14 protein-coding genes are annotated in these 15,588 nt (G+C 70.1%); 6 read left to right on the top strand and 8 right to left on the bottom strand.

Going from position 1 to position 15,588, the window contains the following annotated elements; all coding sequences use genetic code 11:
* The first annotated feature begins 40 nt into the window (after positions 1–40).
* The 5 genes from mptB (at position 41) to HFP15_RS12800 (ending at position 5,467) form a co-directional block, all read left to right on the top strand.
* Positions 41–1,639, top strand: coding sequence for a polyprenol phosphomannose-dependent alpha 1,6 mannosyltransferase MptB (gene mptB, locus HFP15_RS12820; protein WP_312871561.1), 1,599 nt, complete (start codon positions 41–43; stop codon positions 1,637–1,639).
* A gap of 24 nt (positions 1,640–1,663) precedes the next feature.
* On the top strand, positions 1,664–2,590 hold the full coding sequence (locus HFP15_RS12815) for an ABC transporter ATP-binding protein (RefSeq protein WP_168514984.1): 927 nt from the start codon (positions 1,664–1,666) through the stop codon (positions 2,588–2,590).
* Positions 2,587–3,372, top strand: coding sequence for an ABC transporter permease (locus tag HFP15_RS12810; RefSeq protein WP_168514982.1), 786 nt, complete (start codon positions 2,587–2,589; stop codon positions 3,370–3,372). Before HFP15_RS12815 ends, HFP15_RS12810 begins: the two co-directional genes overlap by 4 nt.
* 58 nt (positions 3,373–3,430) lie before the next feature.
* Positions 3,431–4,408: a COX15/CtaA family protein gene (locus HFP15_RS12805; protein WP_168514980.1), complete on the top strand. Its 978-nt coding sequence runs from the start codon at positions 3,431–3,433 to the stop codon at positions 4,406–4,408.
* A gap of 123 nt (positions 4,409–4,531) precedes the next feature.
* Positions 4,532–5,467, top strand: coding sequence for an acyl-CoA desaturase (locus tag HFP15_RS12800; protein WP_168514978.1), 936 nt, complete (start codon positions 4,532–4,534; stop codon positions 5,465–5,467).
* 30 nt (positions 5,468–5,497) lie between these two features.
* Here the strand turns inward: HFP15_RS12800 and HFP15_RS12795 are convergent, their stop codons facing one another.
* The gene (locus HFP15_RS12795) at positions 5,498–5,821 is read right to left on the bottom strand and encodes a hypothetical protein (protein WP_168514976.1); all 324 of its coding nucleotides are present in this window, start codon (positions 5,819–5,821) and stop codon (positions 5,498–5,500) included.
* A 78-nt stretch (positions 5,822–5,899) separates the two neighbouring features.
* Here HFP15_RS12795 and HFP15_RS12790 point away from each other — a divergent pair, with 78 nt between their 5' ends.
* Positions 5,900–6,871: a quinone oxidoreductase family protein gene (locus tag HFP15_RS12790; RefSeq protein WP_168514974.1), complete on the top strand. Its 972-nt coding sequence runs from the start codon at positions 5,900–5,902 to the stop codon at positions 6,869–6,871.
* Positions 6,872–7,134: 263 nt separating this feature from the next.
* On the opposite strand, the gene hpnH is transcribed toward HFP15_RS12790, so the two are convergent.
* From hpnH to hpnC, 7 genes are read right to left on the bottom strand one after another with little or no spacing between them, the layout of a single operon-like run.
* Positions 7,135–8,139 carry an adenosyl-hopene transferase HpnH gene (hpnH, locus tag HFP15_RS12785; protein WP_168514972.1) on the bottom strand — a complete coding sequence of 335 codons (1,005 nt, stop codon included), beginning with the start codon at positions 8,137–8,139 and terminating at the stop codon, positions 7,135–7,137.
* Between the two features lie 3 nt (positions 8,140–8,142).
* Positions 8,143–9,615 (bottom strand): 4-hydroxy-3-methylbut-2-enyl diphosphate reductase, encoded by a 1,473-nt coding sequence (gene ispH / locus HFP15_RS12780; RefSeq protein WP_168514970.1) that lies wholly within the window; start codon positions 9,613–9,615, stop codon positions 8,143–8,145.
* A complete protein-coding gene (shc, locus tag HFP15_RS12775; RefSeq protein WP_168514968.1) occupies positions 9,612–11,507 on the bottom strand; it encodes a squalene--hopene cyclase in 1,896 nt (631 codons plus the stop codon). The genes ispH and shc overlap by 4 nt, the downstream gene beginning before the upstream one ends.
* Positions 11,507–12,517, bottom strand: a complete 1,011-nt coding sequence (locus HFP15_RS12770; RefSeq protein WP_168514966.1) for a polyprenyl synthetase family protein — start codon at positions 12,515–12,517, stop codon at positions 11,507–11,509. Before HFP15_RS12770 ends, shc begins: the two co-directional genes overlap by 1 nt.
* A complete protein-coding gene (gene hpnE, locus HFP15_RS12765; RefSeq protein WP_168514964.1) occupies positions 12,514–13,848 on the bottom strand; it encodes a hydroxysqualene dehydroxylase HpnE in 1,335 nt (444 codons plus the stop codon). Before hpnE ends, HFP15_RS12770 begins: the two co-directional genes overlap by 4 nt.
* The gene (hpnD, locus tag HFP15_RS12760; protein ID WP_168514962.1) at positions 13,845–14,702 is read right to left on the bottom strand and encodes a presqualene diphosphate synthase HpnD; all 858 of its coding nucleotides are present in this window, start codon (positions 14,700–14,702) and stop codon (positions 13,845–13,847) included. The genes hpnE and hpnD overlap by 4 nt, the downstream gene beginning before the upstream one ends.
* Positions 14,699–15,532 (bottom strand): squalene synthase HpnC, encoded by an 834-nt coding sequence (hpnC, locus tag HFP15_RS12755; RefSeq protein WP_312871568.1) that lies wholly within the window; start codon positions 15,530–15,532, stop codon positions 14,699–14,701. Before hpnC ends, hpnD begins: the two co-directional genes overlap by 4 nt.
* Between the last annotated feature and the right edge of the window lie 56 nt (positions 15,533–15,588).

Here is a 15,588-nt window from a genome sequence, read left to right as displayed (position 1 = left end):
ACCGGAGTCACCGTGCGGGCTTATCGATAGGCTGCGTGACGTGGTAGCCGAGCCGGAAACCGAGGAGCGGCCTGTCGTGTCGCCCGTGCGGCCACCGGACACCGACCCGCTGACCAAGGACGAACTGCGCGCACTCGACGTCACGCGGCGGTTCGGCACGATCGGCGCGCTCCTGCTCGCCCTGGGTTCACTCGGCGCCGGTGCCGCTCCCGTGCTGAACCCGGTACTCGACATTGTCGGCCTGCGCCTGTTCGCCCGCATCCCCACCGTGTCGCTGGCCATCGCCTTCACCGGCATGCTCATGCTGATCGTGGGCTGGCTGCTGCTCGGCCGCTTCGCCCGGCCCGGCCGCAGCCGGATGGTCACCCGCCCGCAGGTGACCCGCACGCTGATCATGTGGCTGACGCCGCTGATGTTCGTGCCGCCGATGTTCTCCCGCGACGTCTACAGCTACCTCGCGCAGAGCGAGATCGTGCACCGCGGGATGGACCCGTACGCGCTGGGCCCGGCGCAGGCGCTGGGCATCGGCGACCCGCTGACCAGCGGGGTGCCCAACATCTGGCGGGACACACCCGCGCCCTACGGGCCGCTGTTCCTGCGGCTGGGCAGCTGGATCGCGGGACTGGTCGGGCAGAACGTGGTGGCGGGCGTGCTGTTGCAGCGCGCGCTCGCGCTCGTCGGCGTGGTGCTGATCATCTGGGCGCTGCCGCGGCTGGCGCGGCGGTTCGGCGTCGAGCCCGCGACCGCGCTGTGGCTGGGCGCGATGAACCCGCTCGTGCTGTTCCACCTCGTCGCGGGCGCGCACAACGACGCGCTCGGCATCGGGCTGATGATGGCCGGGCTCGAACTGGGCGTGCGGCGGCTGCCGGTGCGCGTCGCCGGGGACACTCCCCCGCCGCTGGCGCGCGGCGAACTGCCGTTCATCGTGCTCGGCGCCGTGGTGATCACGCTCGGCGCGATGGTGAAGTTCAACGCGCTGTGGGCGCTGGGCTTCTTCGGGGTGATGATCGCCAGACGCTGGCACGGCCGCATCGTCGACCTGGTGCGCGCGGCGTTGCTGATGACGGCGGTGGGCGCGGCGACCATGGTCACGGTCTGTTTCGCGACCGGACTGGGCTTCGGCTGGATCAACGCGTTCTTCGGCACCGCGGGCGTGGTGTGGAGCTGGACCTCGCCGGTCACCGAGCTCGCCCAGGTCGGCGGGCTGATGGGGGTCGCGCTGGGGCTCGGCAACCACACCGGGGCGCTCGTGTCGATCCTCGGCACGGTCGGGTACGTCATCAGCGGGCTCATCACGATCAAGTTCCTCTGGGACTGCTTCCGCTGGCGCTACCGGCCGATGATCGGGCTCGGGGTGTCGCTGGGCGTCACGGCGCTGCTCATGATCTCGCTGCAGCCGTGGTACCTGCTGTGGGCGGTGATCCCGCTCGCCGCCTCGGCAGGCACGTCACGCTTCCGGAACGCGGCCACCGTCGTCAGCGTCGTGATCGCGCTGCTGTACCCGCCCACCGGAAGCACCTTCGGCGGCCGGGCGTACGTGATCCCGCAGGCCTACGTGGCGGCGCTGATCGTGCTGGTGATCGCGTTGCTGATAGTGAGGCGCAGCGCACCTATGCTGCTCCGCCGCGAGAAGGCCTGACCCGGGGTCGTACGCTTGCATGTCGTGAGCACACCTGCCGTCGAGATCACCGGGCTGGTGAAGCGCTACGGCCCCAAAACCGCCGTCGACGGCCTGGACCTGAAGATGGACCGCGGCCGTCTGCTCGCGCTGCTCGGGCCGAACGGCGCTGGAAAGACCACCACGGTCGAAATCTGTGAAGGATTCTTGCGTCCGGACAGCGGATCCGTGCGCGTGCTGGGCCTCGACCCGGTGCGCGACGGTGCCGCGCTGCGGCCGAGGATCGGCGTGATGCCCCAGGGCGGCGGAGCGTATCCCGGCGTGCACGCCGGGGAGATGCTGAGCCTGGTCGCCTCGTGTGCCGCCGAACCGCTGGATCCCGCGTGGCTGCTGGAGATTCTCGGCCTCGCCTCGGCACGCCGAACCCCGTTCAAGCGGCTCTCCGGCGGTCAGCAGCAACGGCTGTCGCTGGCGTGCGCATTGGTCGGCAGGCCGGAGCTGGTGTTCCTCGACGAGCCGACCGCGGGCATGGACCCGCAGGCCCGCCGCCTGGTGTGGGATCTGCTGTCCGCGCTGCGGGCCGACGGGGTCAGCGTCCTGCTCACCACACACCTCATGGAGGAAGCCGAAGCACTGGCCGACGACGTGGTGATCATCGACCACGGCCAGGTGATCGCCGAGGGCACGCCGGCCGCGCTCACCGCCGAGGACGGCGACGCGGCGCAGCTGCGGTTCAAGGCCCGGCCGGGACTCAACACCGAGCTGCTCGCCGCCGCGCTGCCCGAGGGCTACCAGGTGCAGGAGTCCTCGCCCGGCAGCTACCAGGTGGCCGGGCACGTCGACCCGCAGGTGGTGTCGACGGTGACGTCCTGGTGCGCGCAACAGGGCGTGCTGGCCGAGGAGCTGCACGTCGGCAAGCGTGACCTGGAAGAGGTCTTCCTCGAACTGACCGGGCGGGAGCTGCGCTCATGACCACGTTCGCACCGGGCACTTTCACGCCGAAACCGGGCGCGGGCAAACGCGGCCGGATGCTGCTCACGCACGCCAGGGTCGAGACTTCGCTCACGTTGCGCCACGGCGAGCAGATCCTGCTCACCCTGCTCATCCCGCTCGCCCTGCTGATCGGCCTGACACTGCTGGACATCCTGCCCACCGGCGACCTCAAGGGCGTGTCCAAAGTGGACTGGGTAACCCCGCGGATCTTCGCGCTGGCGGTGATGTCCTCGGCCTTCACCGGGCAGGCCATCGCGCTCGGCTTCGACCGGCGCTACGGGGTGCTCAAGCGGCTGTCCGCCACCGCGCTGCCGCGCTGGCTGCTGGTGGCCGGCCGGATGGTCGCGGCACTGGTCGTGGTGCTGCTGCAGGTCATCGTGCTCGGCATCGTGGCGGCACTGCTCGGCTGGTCACCCTCGGGCGCCGGGCTCGCCGAGGCGGTGCTGCTGCTGGTGCTCGGCACGCTCGCGTTCGGCGCGCTCGGCGTGCTGCTCGGCGGTTCGCTGCGCGCGGAGGCGGTGCTGGCGCTGGCCAACATCGTGTGGTTCGTGCTGCTGCTGGCGGGCGGCATCCTGCTCGCGCCGTCGGCGATGCCCTCCGCCGCCGCGCAGATCGTCGAGTTGCTGCCCTCGGGCGCGCTCGCCGAGGGGCTGCGTGAGGCGCTGGTGAACGGCGTTCTGGCATGGGAACCCGTCGCGGTGCTCGTCGGCTGGGGCGTGCTCGCCGGTGCGGTCGCGACGCGCACGACGCGCCTGACCTGAGCGGTTTCGCCGGGGCCCATGTCGGCGGGACCAAAGTCCCGCGCCTATCCTCGGATGCGTGTTCTTGACGTCTCTCGTCGCCCGGTTGCCCCTTCCGTCGCGGACCGTCCAGAAGTCGGTCGGCATCGCGGCGGTCGTGGCGCAGGCCGGGATCGGCGTGACCGGTTCGGTCGTCCGGGTCACCGGCTCCGGGCTCGGGTGCCGCACCTGGCCGCAGTGCCAGCCCGGCAGCATGGTCCCCGTCGAGCATCCGGAATACGCCGGTCTCCACCAGTGGATCGAGTTCGGCAACCGGCTGATCACCGGCGTCGTGATCGTGGTCGCCGCGCTCGCCGTGATCACCGCGTGGCGCCTGGCCATCGACCAGCCGCACCGGCGCCGCCTGGTCGCGCTGGCGTGGACGATGCCGGCCGGCGTGGTGCTGCAGGCCGTCGTGGGCGGCATGACCGTGCTCGCGAAGCTGGAATGGTGGACCGTCGCGATCCACTTCCTGGTGTCCACACCGCTGATCTGGCTGGCCGTGCTGCTGCTGCACGCGTTCACCGAGGGCGACGACAAGCCGCGCTGGCTGGTCCCGCCGATCGCGCGCGGATTGCTGGTGACGCTTGTCGTGGCGATGTGGGCGATCCTGATCGCGGGCACCACGGTCACCGGTGCGGGCCCGCACGGCGGCGACCCCGAGACGCACCGGCTCGACGCGCCGATCGAGACGCTCGCGCAGATCCACGGTGGACTGCTCGTGGTGTACCTGCTCGTGCTGACCATGTTCGGGCTCGCACTGCTACGCGGCAACGCGCCGAAGCGGTTGTGGAAGCGGTATTCCGCCGTGTGGATCGTCGCACTGGCGCAGGGCGCGCTGGGTTCCGTCCAGTACGCGCTCGGGGTGCCGGAAGCGCTTGTGTCGCTTCACGTTCTCGGCTCCGCGCTGGTGATCGTGTCCACGGCGGCACTGTGGTGTGCCTCGCGCGACCGGGGTGTGGCCGGCGAACGTGGGGTAGCTTCGGCCGACCGGGAAGAACTCACGGCGACAGGATGAGGTTGGCCGCCGGTCATTAGGCTGTAACGCCATGGCGGCGTGCGCGCCAGAACCGGACACTAGGCTCTTGACCGGGAGGGCGGAATGTCCGCTTTGATCCCGAACGGAGTGAGGTTGCCCCCGATGAGTACCGCCGACGTGCGAACCGCCGCGAAACCCCTGATCTCGCATCGCCGCTCAGCCGGTCAGATGATCGTGCTCAAGACCTTCCTGCTGGTCCCCTTCGTCGCGCTGGTCGCCGCGTTGCCGTTCGCCTGGGGCTGGGGGCTGAACTGGGTCGATCTGGGGCTGGCCGCGCTGTTCTACGTGCTGGGCACGCTCGGCGTCACCGTCGGCTACCACCGCTACTTCACGCACGGCGCGTTCAAGGCGGTCCGCCCGCTGCGGATCGCGCTGGCCATCGCCGGCAGCATGGCCGTGCAGGGTTCGGTGATCTTCTGGGTCGCCAGCCATCGCCGCCACCACGCGTTCGCCGACCGCGAGGGCGATCCGCACTCCCCGTGGCTGTTCGGTACCTCGCCCGCCGCGCTGCTGCGCGGGTTCTGGCACGCGCACATGGGCTGGATGTTCCGCAGCGAGGTCACCAACTACGACCGCTTCGCACCGGATCTGGTGGCCGACAAGGACCTCCGCCTCGTCAACCGCTACTTCTGGCTGTGGATCACGCTGAGCCTCGCGCTGCCCGCCGTGCTGGGCGGCCTGCTGACCTGGTCGTGGTGGGGCGCGGTCACCGCGTTCTTCTGGGCCGGGCTGGTGCGAATCGCGTTCCTGCACCACGTCACCTGGTCGGTCAACTCGATCTGCCACCTGATCGGCGACCGGCCGTTCGCCAGCCGGGACAAGGCCGCGAACTTCTGGCCGCTGGCGATCCTGTCCATGGGTGAGTCGTGGCACAACTCGCACCACGCCGACCCGACCTGCGCGAGGCACGGGGTGCTGCGCGGCCAGGTCGACGTGTCGGCACGGGTGATCTGGACGTTCGAGAAGCTGCGGCTCGCCCATGACGTCCGCTGGCCGAAGCCGGAACGCCTGGCCGCCAAGCGCGTGAAGCCCGCCTGACCGCAGCGGCCACCAGCGGGCGCGGCGTCCTTACCGGCGCGCCCGCGGTCCGGCCATGCGGCGCCGGTGCGCGGCCCCGATCACGGTCGCGCCGACGGTCGCGGCGTCCCATTCGGCCGTTTCGAGATCCTCGACGGCCTCGACCAGCGCCTCACCGGCGGCCGGGCCCTTGACGATCACATCGCCCAGCGCGCCGTCCTTGCCGACGAGCACCACGCGTGCGCCCACCCGGCCGATGTTCTCGACCACGGCCTTCGACGGCTTGCCGTGCTGCGCGACGAAGCGTCGCGCCGCGGCGACCTGCTTGGCGGTCGGGGTGTTCTCGGTCGAGGGTGTCTCGTTGTTTTCAGCCACGTGGGCATCTTAGGTACGCGGAACGACTTGTGCGGTGTGAGACTTGGTACGGGTAGACGGCGAACACGAGGAGGACAGATGCCCACGGCAGTACGTATCCGGCAGACCGGCGGTCCCGAGGTGCTGGAGGTCGCCGACGTCGATCCCGGCGATCCGGGTCCCGGCGAGCTGCTGGTCGACGTCGCGGCCGCGGGCGTGAACTACATCGACACCTATCACCGCAGCGGCCTGTACAAACTGGACCTGCCGCTCACCCTCGGCATGGAGGGCGCGGGCACCATCGCCGCGGTGGGCCCGGACGTGAGCGGATTCCGGCCCGGGGATCGCGTGGCGTGGCAGGGGCATCTCGGTGGTTACGCCCAGCGCGCCCTCGTCCCGGCGAAGATCGCGGTGCACGTGCCGGATGGTGTGCCCGACGAGACCGCCGCCGCGACGATGCTGCAGGGCGTGACCGCGCACTACCTCGTCCGGTCGACGTATGCGGTCAAGGAGGGCGACACGATCCTGGTGCACGCCGCGGCCGGCGGTGTCGGCCTGCTGCTGGTACAGCTCGCGAAGGCACGGGGTGCGCGCGTCATCGGCACGGTGTCGACGGAGGAGAAGGAACAACTGGCGCGCGAGGCCGGCGCCGACGAGGTCATCCGGTACGACCAGGTGGACTTCGCCGAGGCCACCCGTGAACTCACCGACGGCGAAGGTGTCGCGGCCGTTTACGACGGCGTCGGCAAGACGACCTTCGACGGCAGCCTGGCAAGCCTCGCCGTGCGCGGCTTCCTCGTGCTGTTCGGCGCGTCCAGTGGCCCGGTGCCGCCGGTGGACCCGCAGCGCCTCAACGCGGCCGGTTCGGTTTACCTGACCCGCCCCACCAGCGCGCACTATGTGCGAACCCGCGAGGAAATCGACTGGCGCTTCGGGGAACTGTTCGCCGCCGTCCAGGACGGTTCGCTCAAAGTCCGCATCGGAGGCAGGTACCCGCTCGCCGACGCTCGCAAGGCCCACGAAGACCTCCAGGGCCGTCGCACCACCGGGAAGCTTCTGCTGCTGCCCTGAACGAACGCGCTGACCACACCACCCGGGACGCAGACGCAGGCAGCGGCAACGACGGCGAGGCCGAGCACACGCCAGGCCTCCCCCGCCCCGATCCTCAGCCGGACAACGCGGCGTACAACGATCAGCGGATCGGGGTGGAGGAGGTTACCGGCGGCCGACGACCGAACCGCCGCCGAGCGACCCGGCGCCGGTTCAGGGCAGCGCCGCACCGCAGGTGCGGTCATCCCGCCGGCTTCGTTTTCCTGTTGTGCCTTGCTTTCCGGTCAGACGCTCACCGCTGCGCGGATGGTTTCCTTCAGCGATCCGGTGGTGGCGATGACCGCCGTTGGTTCATAACCGCAGTGGGCCATGCAGTTGGCACAGCGCGGGTCCTTGCCGCGGCCGAACTTGTCCCAGTCGGTCTCCTCGATCAGCTCGCGCCAGGTCTTGGCGTAGCCGTCGTCGAGCAGGTAGCACGGCCGCTGCCAGCCCAGCAGCGAGTACGACGGGATACCCCACGGCGTGCACTCGAGATCCCGCTTGCCCTCGATGAAGTCCAGGAACACCGGCGAGTGGTTGAGCCGCCACTTCTTGCGGCGCCCCTCGGCGAACGCCTTCTTGAACAGCTCGCGGCTCTGCTGCACGCCCAGGAAGCTTTCCTGGTCCGGCGCCTTCTCGTACGCGTAGCCGGGCGAGATCTGCATGTTGTCGACCTTGACCTCGTCGTTGAGGTAGTCGAGCACGTCGATCACGTCCTGCGGGCTGTCGGTGTTGAAGAACGTCGTGTTCGTCATCACCTTGAAGCCCTTGGACTGCGCCAGCCTGATCGCCTCGACGGCCTGCTGGAAACCGCCTTCCTTGCGCACCGACGCGTCGTGCTTGTCCTCGAGGCCGTCGATGTGCACCATCCACGTGAAGTTCGGGTGCGGCTTGAACTTGTGGATGTGCTTGGGCAGCAGCAGCGCGTTCGTGCACAGAAACACGATCTTGTTGCGCTCCAGCAGGATCCGCGTGATCTCGTGGATCTGCGGATGCATCAGCGGCTCGCCACCGGCGATCGACACCATCGGCGCGCCGCTCTCCTCCACGGCACCGACCGCCTGCTGCACCGGCATCCGCTGCTTGAGCAGGTGCGCGGGCTGCTGGATCTTGCCGCAGCCACCGCATTTCAGGTTGCACGCGAACAGCGGCTCCAGCTCCACCAGGATCGCGTACTTCTCCTTGCGGAGCAGCTTCTGCTTGGCCAGGAACATCCCCAGCCTGATGGACTGCCGTAACGGCATACCCATGTCTTATCCCACCTCCCGGGGTAGTGTGAATCGAACGTCTTCGTCGGCGACCTGCGTGTCCCGCACCGAGTTGCGGCCCATCCCGGCGAGGCATCCGGTCAGTTCCTCGACCAGATGCGGCGGTGCCGAAGCCCCCGCCGTGATCCCGATGGTGCGGGCACCTGCCAGCCATCGCAGGTCCACTTCGGACACATCGTCGACCAGGTGCGCACGCGCACCCTGCCGCTGTGCCACCTCGACCAGCCGTTTGGAGTTGGACGAGTTGGTCGAGCCGACCACGAGCACGAGGTCGGCGTTGTCGGCGACCGCGCGGATGGCGCGCTGCCGGTTCGTCGTGGCGTAACAGATGTCGTCGCGCCGCGGCGCGGACATCGCGGGAAAGCGCTTACGCAGCACCGAAGCGATCTCCTCCGCCTCGTCCACCGCGAGTGTTGTCTGCATCGCGTAGGCCACCCGTCGCGGATCCGGCACCTGCACGTGCGCGGCCGCGGAGGCGTCCTCCACCACGACGACGCTGTCCGGCGCCTCCCCGACGGTTCCCTCGACCTCCTCGTGATCGGCGTGCCCGATGAGGAACACCGTGTCACCGCGGGAGCTGTACCGCCGGACCTCGTTGTGCACCTTGGTGACCAGCGGGCACGTCGCGTCGATCACCTTCAGGTCGCGTTCGGCCGCGGCCTCGCGCACGGCGGGCGCGACCCCGTGCGCGGCGAGGACCGTCGTGGCACCCGCCGGTACCTCCTCGACCTCCTGCACGAACACCGCACCCATGCCTTCCAGCCGCCGCACGACATGCGCGTTGTGCACGATCTGGCGCCGCACGTACACCGGCGCCCCGTACCGTTCCAGCGCACGTTCCACGATCTCGATCGCACGGTCCACCCCGGCGCAGAACGACCGGGGACTGGCCAGAAGGATCTCGCCCGGCCCCGCCGCCTCGCACCACTCGCGCAGCACCGGCGTGGCGGCGCGCAGTGACCGCAGCCCGCCGATACCGCGCAACACCGTGCCGGGCCGCAACAACGGATGTTCCGGAGTGTCCACAATGGTGCGGACCACGGCCAGCGGACCGGGTACCGACGCGAACTGCGCGGACTCCATGTCGACCGCGAGCGCACCCCGCTCGGCGAACCGGGTGCGATCCGCGCCATCGACGAGCGCCTCCGAGGAGGCGATCGGTCCCAAGTGGACCGTCAACCCGAGCCGGCGCAGACTCGCCGCCAGCAGCGGCGCCGAAGGCAAGGAGATCGGGCCGTCCGGTCCGTCGATCTCCGTCGCCACGACCAGATCACCGGGCCGTACGCTTTCGGTCACCCCGCCGGCGACCCCCGCGACCAGAATCGGGGTGCCGCTTTTGAAGCGGCTCGCCGACTCCGCGGCGCGCCGCGGCCCCATTCCCGTGTGCAGCACCCGCACGCCGGGCGCCCGCAACGCGGCCGCCTCGACGTACATCGGCGCACACACCACACCAGTCATGAGCCCTCCACATAGCGTCCCAGCGCCGAGATCGGGAAGACCAGCCGGTACAGGTGGTAGTTGATGTAGAAGTCACCGGGGAAACCGGTACCGGTGAACTGCGGCTCGTCCCAGCCACCGTCCTCCCGCTGCGTCTCGGCCAGCCATCGCACCCCGCGCTCCACAGTGGACGATCCGCGCTCCCCGGCGGCGAGCAGCGCCATCAACGCCCACGCCGTCTGCGAAGCGGTGGACGCGCCGACGCCGATCCACTCGGGATCGCGGTAGGACCGCAGGTCCTCGCCCCACCCGCCGTCGGCGTTCTGGTGTCCGGCCAGCCAGGCCACCGCCCTGCGGATCTCCGGCGCGGTCGGCGGGACCCCGGCCGCGACCAGCGCGGGCACCGCCGCGCCCGTGCCGTAGAGGTGGTTGGCGCCCCACCGGCCGAACCAGGAGCCGTCTTTCTCCTGCGCGCGCAGCAGCCACCGCACGCCGCGCCGGCATTCCCTGGTGCCCGCGAGTCCTTCCACCGCGAGCATCTCCACCACGTGCGCGGTGACATCGGCCGACGGCGGGTCGATCACCGCGCCGAAGTCACAGAACGGCAGCTGCGTGGTCAGCGTGCGGGTGTTGTCGGCGTCGAAGGCGCCCCAGCCGCCGTCCGCGGACTGCATGCCCTGCAGCCACGTGACCGCACGGTCGATCGCATCCTTGAGCCGCGGCTGGTCGGGATGCGCGGCGCGGCGCAACGCCAGCACCACCTCGGCCGTGTCGTCGGTGTCGGGATAGACGTCGTTGGCGAACTCGAAAGCCCAGCCTCCCGGCGGCGTGGCGGGCCGCCGCACGGACCAGTCGCCGGTCGCCCGGATCTCCTCCCCGAGCAGCCAGTCCGCGGCCTTGAGCACCGCCGGATCGTCGTCGGGCACGCCCGCGTCGCGCAGCGCCGTGACGGCGAGCCCGGTGTCCCACACCGGCGACTGACAGGCCTCCAGCCGCCGCACCACACCGTCCGGTGTCTCCTCGCGGATGATGAAGCCTTCCAGTCCTTCCAGACCCGCGCGGATCGCCGGATGCTCCATCGAATAGCCCAGCAGGTGCAGCGCCAGCAGCGAGTACACCCACGGCGGCTGGATGCCGCCCCACGAGCCGTCGGCCTCCTGCCGCGCGAGAATCCATTCCGCGGCCTGTTTCATCGCCAGGCCCCGCAACGGTTTCACCGGCAGCTTCGCGTAGGTGTGCAGTGCCTTGTCCAGGTAGTGGAAGGCACCGGACCAGGTCCACGGTGTGATCGTCTGCTTCGGACGCTTGCCGGTGCGCAGCTCGTCCACTCCGAACGGAAGCGGGCGGACCGGGCGCAACGTCGCGACGATCGTCAGCGGCACCACGGTCTGGCGCGCCCAGCAGCCCCAGTCGTAGACGTTGAGCGGGAACCACGACGGCAGGAAGATCAGCTCCGGCGGCATGTTGGGCAGATCGTCCCAGGACCACAAGCCGAACAGCGCCAGCCAGATCCGGGTGAACACCCGGCTGCCCTCCAGCCCGCCGCTGGCGAGCACGAACTCCTGCGCCGCGCGCATGTGCGGCGCGTCCGGCGAGTCACCGGCCAGCCGCAGCGCGACCCAGGCCTCGATCGTCGTGGACAGCTCCCCCGGCCCGCCGTAGAACGTGGCCCAGGTGCCGTCCTCCCGCTGCTGCGAGCGGATCCACCGGGCGGCCTGCTCGGTCTCGGCGGCGGTGCGGATGCCCAGGAACTCGCGCAGCAGCAGGTCCTCGGCGTCCATCGTGACGTTGGTCTCCAGTTCGCCTTTCCACCAGCCACCGGCTTCCTGCAGGCTCTTCAGGTGCGCGACGGCACGCTCGAGCGTGTGCTGCGGACTCGCAACGGTGGCAGGTGTTTCAGCGATCTGAGTCATCAAGCCTCCCTCGTGACGATGAACTGCCCCAGTGAGAGCAGCTCAGCCATTGCCCGGTCGGGGATCCGCGCCTCTTCGAGCTTCTGCCGACCCGATGCCATGCGCCGGTATGCCTCCTCCAGCGCCCATTTCCGGCCACCGGCCTGCTCCACGAGCTCGGCCGCGTGCCGCACCGACTCCTCGCCGGGAGCCTCGGGCCGGGCCAGCCATTCGGCGAGCTCGCGGCCAAGGGCACCGCCGTGAGTGACCGAGTACGTGACCGGAAGACTCTTCTTGCGCGCACGCAGATCGGAGTACACCGGTTTCCCGGTGGTCGCCGGATCTCCCCAGATGCCGAGCACGTCGTCCACGAGCTGGAAGGCCAGTCCCAGGTCCGCGCCGAAACCGGCGAGCGCGTTGACCGTCCCTTGTGGAGCACCGGCGAGCACGGCCCCGATGGCGGTGCTCGCCGACAGCAGTGCGCCGGTCTTGCCCGCGGCCATGTCGAGACACTCGTCGAGCGTGACGTCGCCCCGCTGTTCGAACGCGACATCGAGCACCTGGCCGCGGATCAGCTCGTTGGTCGCTTCGGCCAGCAGCCGCGCCGCGGCGATCGCGCAGGGCCCGTCGCCGTCGAGAAGTACCTCCTGGGCAAGGGAAAGCATCGCGTCGCCGGTCAGGATCGCGCTGGCCGCACCCTTGACCGCCCACACCGTCGGCCGGTGCCTGCGCTCGGTGTCACCGTCCATCAGATCGTCGTGCAACAGCGAGAAGTTGTGCACCAGTTCCACGGCGACCGCGCCGGGCAGGCCGGTCTCCGGTGGCGCGCCGGCCGCTTCGGCCGACAGCAGCGCGAGCGCGGGCCGGACGGCCTTGCCCCCACCCGAAGTGGGGTTGCCGTCCAAATCGGTCCAGCCGAGGTGGTAGTACGCGATCGAGCGACTGGCGGGATCGAGCCGGTCCAGCGCCGCCCGCATCGCGGGCATGATCGTCTGCCGGCCCTGCTGCAGGGAGTCGAGAACAGCGGTCATGCGGATTCCCCTTCACTACCAGTAAGAACGTGGAAGGCCGCTTCGCCGCTGCGCACGGCGCCCTCCATCGTCGCGGGCCACCCGGTCGCCGTCCACGCTCCGGCGAGCACGATCCCCTCGGCCGCCGTGGCCGCGTGCGGACGCAGCGCCGCACACCCCGGCGCCGGGCGGAAAGTGGCGTGCCGCTCGCGTGTGACGAAGAAGTCGCGCACGGCGGCGTCCCCGGCGGCGGGCAGCACTTCCCGTAGTGCGGGCAGCATCAGTTCCCGGATCTCCCGCACCGGGACGTCGATAAGGTTGTCAGCCGCCGACATCGACACCGCCAGGTACTGCCCGCTGTCCAAACCGGACTGTGCGGTGCGATCGAACACCCACTGCACGGGCGAGTCCACGGCGGCGAAGAACGGCTCCTTCATGGTCACACGGTCGAACACCACGTGCACGTTGACGATCGGCGAGCTGCCGAGCCCGGCCGCCCAGCCCTGCGGAAGGTCCACACCCTCCGGTGGCAGCAGCGCCTCCGCGACCGGCGGCGGCACGGCTAGCACGACACTGTCGGCGACGATCTCGCTCTCCCCCGTCGCCACCCGCCAGCGGCCGTTCGCCCGGCCGAGCCCGCTGACCTTGGTGCCCAGCAGCACCTGCGCACCGGCCTCGGTCAGCCGCGCCTTGGCCGGATCCCCGTGCAGTTCCCGCAGCGGCACCTTGGACCAGCCGATGTCGGCCGCGTCGGCACCGGTCAGCAGGCCGATCTGGAACACGGTCGCGGCGAGACCGAGCGACGCGCCGGTCGCGGGCGCGTTGAGCGTGGCGATACCGACCAGGTCCCACAGCTTCTCGATGGCCTGCTTGCTCTGCCCGTGCGCGGACAACCAGGCCGCGAAGGACTGGCCGTCCGAGGACGGCGCGGCCGGGTCCACCCCGCGCAGGGCGAGCGCGGCACCCGCGAACCGCATCCGGTCGCCGAGACCGAGCGGACGGTACATCAGCACCGAATCCGCCAGATGAAGCGGCGCAGGCAGCGCGTTGCGGCGCAGCCAGGCCGGTTCGGACAGCTTCGGCGAGCGAACCGGAATCGCGAGCTTGCGCTGCAGGAACACCTTGTCCATCACGTCGAGCCGGCGCAGCAAATCCAGATAGGAGGTGCAGCAACGAAGGAAGACGTGCTGCCCGTTGTCCACGTCCAGCGCGCCGCGGCGGAACGAATGGGTCAGTCCGCCGAGGTGGTTGCGCGCCTCCAGCAGCGTCACGTCCATTCCGGCGTCCGCGCAGCGCAGGGCCGCGGTGATGCCTGCGAGGCCACCGCCGACGACCGCGACCCTGCGGCTCACTTGAGCCGCCCCGACAGCGCTCGCGCCGCCACGCCCAGTTTCTCCCGTCCCGACAGCGACATCCTGCGGTCGAACACCAGCGACGGGGCCTCCGCGATCCGTTCCAGCAGCTGGCGGTAGATCCCGGCCATCGCGAGACAGCACGCGGCGCTGCGCCGGTCCAGCAACGGCGCCAGCCGCAGCCCGTCGGCGTACCATTCACGCGCGCGCGCGCCGCTGTGCCGGATCAGGGCGCTCAGCCCGCCGTCGGCGTCGATCAGCCTGCCCTCGGCGTCCAGCGCGAGTTCGACGCCGAACGCGTCGAGGTCCTCCTTGGGCAGATAGACCCGGCCGTTGATGAGGTCCTCGCGGATGTCGCGCAGGATGTTGGTCTGCTGCAACGCGATTCCGAGCGCGTCGGCGTAGCGGGCCGCGTCCGGATGCGGTTTGCTGCCGAACACACCGAGGCACAGCCGCCCGATCGAGCCCGCCACGCACCGGCAGTACTCGGTCAGGTCCTCGAAGGTCGCGTACTTGCGGCCCTCGATGTCCATCCACACGCCATCGAGCAGTTCCTCGAACGCCCCGAGCGGGATCGGGTAGTGCTTCGCGGCGTCGGCGAGCGCGATCAGCACCGGATCGGGCGAACGTTCCAGCTCGGCCAGGGATTTGCGGACGTTTTCCAGCTGGACCGACTTCTCCTCGATCGGCAGCTCCCCGTCCCCGATGTCGTCCACCCGCCGGGCGAGCGCGTACACCGCACACAGCGCGGCGCGCCGCCGCCGGGTGAGGAGCCGGATGCCGTAGTAGAAGTTACGAGCCTCGGTCTTGGTGATCTGCTCGCACGTCTGGTAGGCACTCTCGACGTCCGTCACCGGCGTCCTCCTCTTGCCAACAGGGTCACCAGATGGATCAGCACGTCCCGTTTGCGCGGACGGGGTGTGGCGGTCAGCGGATCCCAGCCGGCGCGCCGCAACGCGTCCACGGTGGCCAGCCCGCCCGCGATGTAGCCCGCGATCGCCAGGCGCGCCCAGCCGTGCAGCAGGCCGACGAGCGCGCGGCCTTCGTCCAGCTTGGCCAGCGCCTTGCGTGCCTGCGCGGCCACCGTGCGGCGCACCGCGACGTTCGCCGACGCGGCGTCGAGATCTTTTTCCCTGGCGCGGAACGTTTCGAGATCTTCTTGCGGCAGATAAATCCTGCCGTTGCGCCGGTCCTCGGCGACGTCCTGGCAGTGCTCGATCAGCTGCAACGCGGTGCAGACCAGATCCGACAGCCGTTCGGCTTCCGGCGAACGAACGCCGAAGATCCGCAACACGATCCGGCCCACCGGATCGGCCGACAGTTCGCAGTACGCCTCGAGGTCCGCCTGTGTCGCGTAGCGGGAAATTCGCTGGTCGGCGAGGTTCGCACGGACCAGCCGGTCGAACGGTTCGCGCTCGAGCCCCCGCGCGCGGATGGTGGGAACCAGGCGGCGCAGCACCGGTTCTTCGGGCTCGCCGTCCCACGCGCGTACTAAATCCTGTTGGAAGCGGGTCAGCTCAGCCGTACGATCCCCGGTTGACTCGTCACCGATATCGTCGACAACCCGCGCGACGTCATACACCGCACCGAGATCACGGCGGAGCGCAGCCGGGAGTATCCGTAGTGCTACGGGAAAATTCTCCGCACGTCGCTTATCTTCCAGCGACGAACCGGACGAAACCACTCGTCCCGGTAACAGTCGCGGCAGCACCCGGTCGCCGACCGTGTCATGACCTGCCG

This window comes from Amycolatopsis acididurans, from assembly GCF_012328925.1.
Lineage (GTDB): Bacteria > Actinomycetota > Actinomycetes > Mycobacteriales > Pseudonocardiaceae > Amycolatopsis_E > Amycolatopsis_E acididurans.
This window is presented reverse-complemented; position numbering and strand designations above follow the sequence as displayed.

Coding starts and splice junctions, on each gene's coding strand:
- HFP15_RS12810 (WP_168514982.1), top strand. CDS start 2,587: ATGACCACGTTCGCACCGGGCACTTTCACGCCGAAACCGGGCGCGGGC.
- HFP15_RS12800 (WP_168514978.1), top strand. CDS start 4,532: ATGAGTACCGCCGACGTGCGAACCGCCGCGAAACCCCTGATCTCGCAT.
- HFP15_RS12790 (WP_168514974.1), top strand. CDS start 5,900: ATGCCCACGGCAGTACGTATCCGGCAGACCGGCGGTCCCGAGGTGCTG.
- hpnH (WP_168514972.1), bottom strand. CDS start 8,139: ATGGGTATGCCGTTACGGCAGTCCATCAGGCTGGGGATGTTCCTGGCC.
- ispH (WP_168514970.1), bottom strand. CDS start 9,615: ATGACTGGTGTGGTGTGTGCGCCGATGTACGTCGAGGCGGCCGCGTTG.
- shc (WP_168514968.1), bottom strand. CDS start 11,507: ATGACTCAGATCGCTGAAACACCTGCCACCGTTGCGAGTCCGCAGCAC.
- HFP15_RS12770 (WP_168514966.1), bottom strand. CDS start 12,517: ATGACCGCTGTTCTCGACTCCCTGCAGCAGGGCCGGCAGACGATCATG.